This window comes from Psychrobacter celer, from assembly GCF_016107555.1.
Taxonomy (GTDB): Bacteria; Pseudomonadota; Gammaproteobacteria; order Pseudomonadales; family Moraxellaceae; genus Psychrobacter; species Psychrobacter celer.
This window is the reverse complement of record NZ_JABASU010000047.1, coordinates 1-2424: the sequence shown is the minus strand read 5'-3', so window position 1 is coordinate 2424 and position 2424 is coordinate 1. Positions and strand designations below refer to the sequence as shown.

The 2424-nt window shown below is 43.7% G+C and carries 2 protein-coding genes and 1 tRNA gene; 2 read left to right on the top strand and 1 reads right to left on the bottom strand.

The window, feature by feature from the left end; genetic code table 11:
• A partial coding sequence (locus JFC05_RS12575) for a rhodanese-like domain-containing protein (protein ID WP_198337129.1) occupies positions 1–482 on the top strand: 482 nt, incomplete at its 5' end.
• A gap of 314 nt (positions 483–796) precedes the next feature.
• Here the strand turns inward: JFC05_RS12575 and JFC05_RS12570 are convergent.
• Positions 797–873 (bottom strand) — tRNA-Val (locus JFC05_RS12570).
• 376 nt (positions 874–1249) lie between these two features.
• Here JFC05_RS12570 and JFC05_RS12565 point away from each other — a divergent pair.
• The gene (locus JFC05_RS12565; protein WP_198337128.1) at positions 1250–2227 is read left to right on the top strand and encodes a glutathione S-transferase family protein; all 978 of its coding nucleotides are present in this window, start codon (positions 1250–1252) and stop codon (positions 2225–2227) included.
• Positions 2228–2424 lie beyond the last annotated feature (197 nt).

Here is a 2424-nt window from a genome sequence, read left to right as displayed (position 1 = left end):
ATATGCTTCCTGCATTTGCTGGGTGGTTTATTGAAGAAGGACAAAGTTTGGCATTAATTGCGTCTGATGAAGAGCAGCTTGCCACTGCGATGGCGCATCTGGTACGAATTGCCCTCGACAATGTGGTGGGTGGCTATGTCGGTGTCGTTCCTGCTGCTGCTAAGAGTGAGCAGATGCAACAAACACCTATGATCAATACGTCTGAAGTTGAAGACCGTTTAACCGAAGCTGAGAATTGGACATTGCTTGATGTACGCGATATTGATGAACGAAATGCCAATGCAATTGAAGGGTCAAATCACATCTATGTCGGACATCTCAACGAGCGTTGGCATGAGCTTGATCAGAATCGTCACTATACGTTGATGTGTGCCAGCGGTGCACGAGCGACGATAGCGGCAGGATGGCTTGCCAGTCGTGGTTTTGAGCATATTGATATCTACCTAGGTTCAATGGGTGCGTGGCAAGCCGCTCATGATTAAAATAGCAAACGGTATTCGAGATATATGATGGCAAAGAACTATTGTTCCTATGAACTCTATCTATACCATCGTTGAAAATCATTGTTCAGCATAATAAAAAAATAGCGTCTATTTTGGGCGCTATTTTTTTATTTAGAGCCGACTTGGTATATTCTTAGACGAACTAACGGCAATCACACAGATTTTTCAGTGCTAATTGTTTAAATGTAGAAAGGTCTAAAGTCTAATTAATATTAACCTTTCTATTCCGCTACAGCCCTTATATCTCAAGCATAAAAAAAGCCCCAATCTTAAAGATTGGGGCTTTTCGAATCTGGTAGGCGTAACTAGATTCGAACTAGCGACCTCTACCATGTCAAGGTAGCGCTCTAACCAACTGAGCTATACGCCTATTTAGGTTGAGCATTTTAGCAAGTTTTTAAGACTTTGCAAGCCTTTTTTATAAAAAAATTGAATTATTATGAAAATACTTATAATTCCTTCGATATTGAAGCTTTTTATGGCCTTTTCTCTACAGTTTGGCGACTACCAGCGATTTATCTGATGCGTTTGGTTGGTGTTTTGTGGGTGATAAGCATTAATAATAAAGCTGCATAGAGATATCACCGGCATTGATGTTACTATGATTTTCATAAAGGCTCAGTGGTTTTCACAAAAGAGCAGTGGTTTTGATCAGAGGTTGTTGTACAAACTGTTTTGTTTGATGTCAGGACTCAATGATGACGGTGACAAGGCTATGATGATATTAACGTAGAGTGGGATAGATTATGGGGTTATTAGTCGAGGGAAAGTGGCAAGATCAGTGGTATGACACAAAATCCAGTGGGGGGCGTTTTCAGCGTGAGGACGCAGGCTTTAGAAACTGGGTGACCGCAGACGGTAGCGCAGGCCCATCAGGGGTGGGCGGTTTTAAAGCCGAGCCAAACCGTTATCATCTGTATGTATCGCTGGCTTGCCCTTGGGCGCATCGCACCACCATTTATCGTAAGCTCAAGGGCTTGGATGATATGGTGTCGTTGTCGGTCGTGCATCCGTTTATGGGTGATAATGGCTGGACGTTTGCCGCGGGTGAGGGCGTGATTGCTGATCCGCTACACGATGCCGATTATGCTTATGAGATATACGTTGCGGCGAAGCCTGATTATACAGGGCGCGTCACGGTGCCTATCTTGTGGGATAAAAAAACCAACACCATCGTCAGCAATGAGTCATCAGAGATTATCCGTATGTTTAACACCGCCTTTGATGAGGTTGGCGCGCGTGCTGGTAACTTTTTGCCAGCAGAGAAGTTGGCCGAAATCGATGAGATCAACGATAGGGTCTATACAGCGGTAAACAATGGCGTCTATAAGGCAGGGTTTGCTACCACGCAAGCTGCTTATGAAGAGGCAGTGACGGTGCTATTTGAGGCGTTAGACATGCTCGAGGCGCGCTTGTCCCAGCAGCGCTACTTGGTCGGCCAGACGATCACAGAAGCAGATTGGCGCTTATTTACCACGCTTGTGCGTTTTGATAGTGTGTATTTTGGTCATTTTAAATGCAACATACGCCGTATTGTTGATTATCCCAATCTATGGGGCTATCTACGGGAGTTGTATCAAGTGCCAGGCGTTGCAGAGACGGTCAATATGACACATATCAAGCAGCACTATTATGGCAGTCATACCAATATCAATCCAACACGTATCGTCCCTGTCGGGCCTGCGATTGATTTTCATTCACCACATCAGCGTGATAAGGTATAAGTTTATTTTAAAGTGACCATTTATTAAATTGTCAGTGTGTTTAAGAGGTTTACCGACAGAGGTTAGCGGATACTAATAAAACATACCACAACCCCAGTTCGGGATAAGGGCTCAAAAAAAAGATAAAAAAAGAAGTCCGAAGTTGCTAAAGTAAGTTTACCAAGACCACTTAAGCAAAAAGGACTTCTTACATGGAC

Coding starts and splice junctions, on each gene's coding strand:
- JFC05_RS12565 (WP_198337128.1), top strand. CDS start 1,250: ATGGGGTTATTAGTCGAGGGAAAGTGGCAAGATCAGTGGTATGACACA.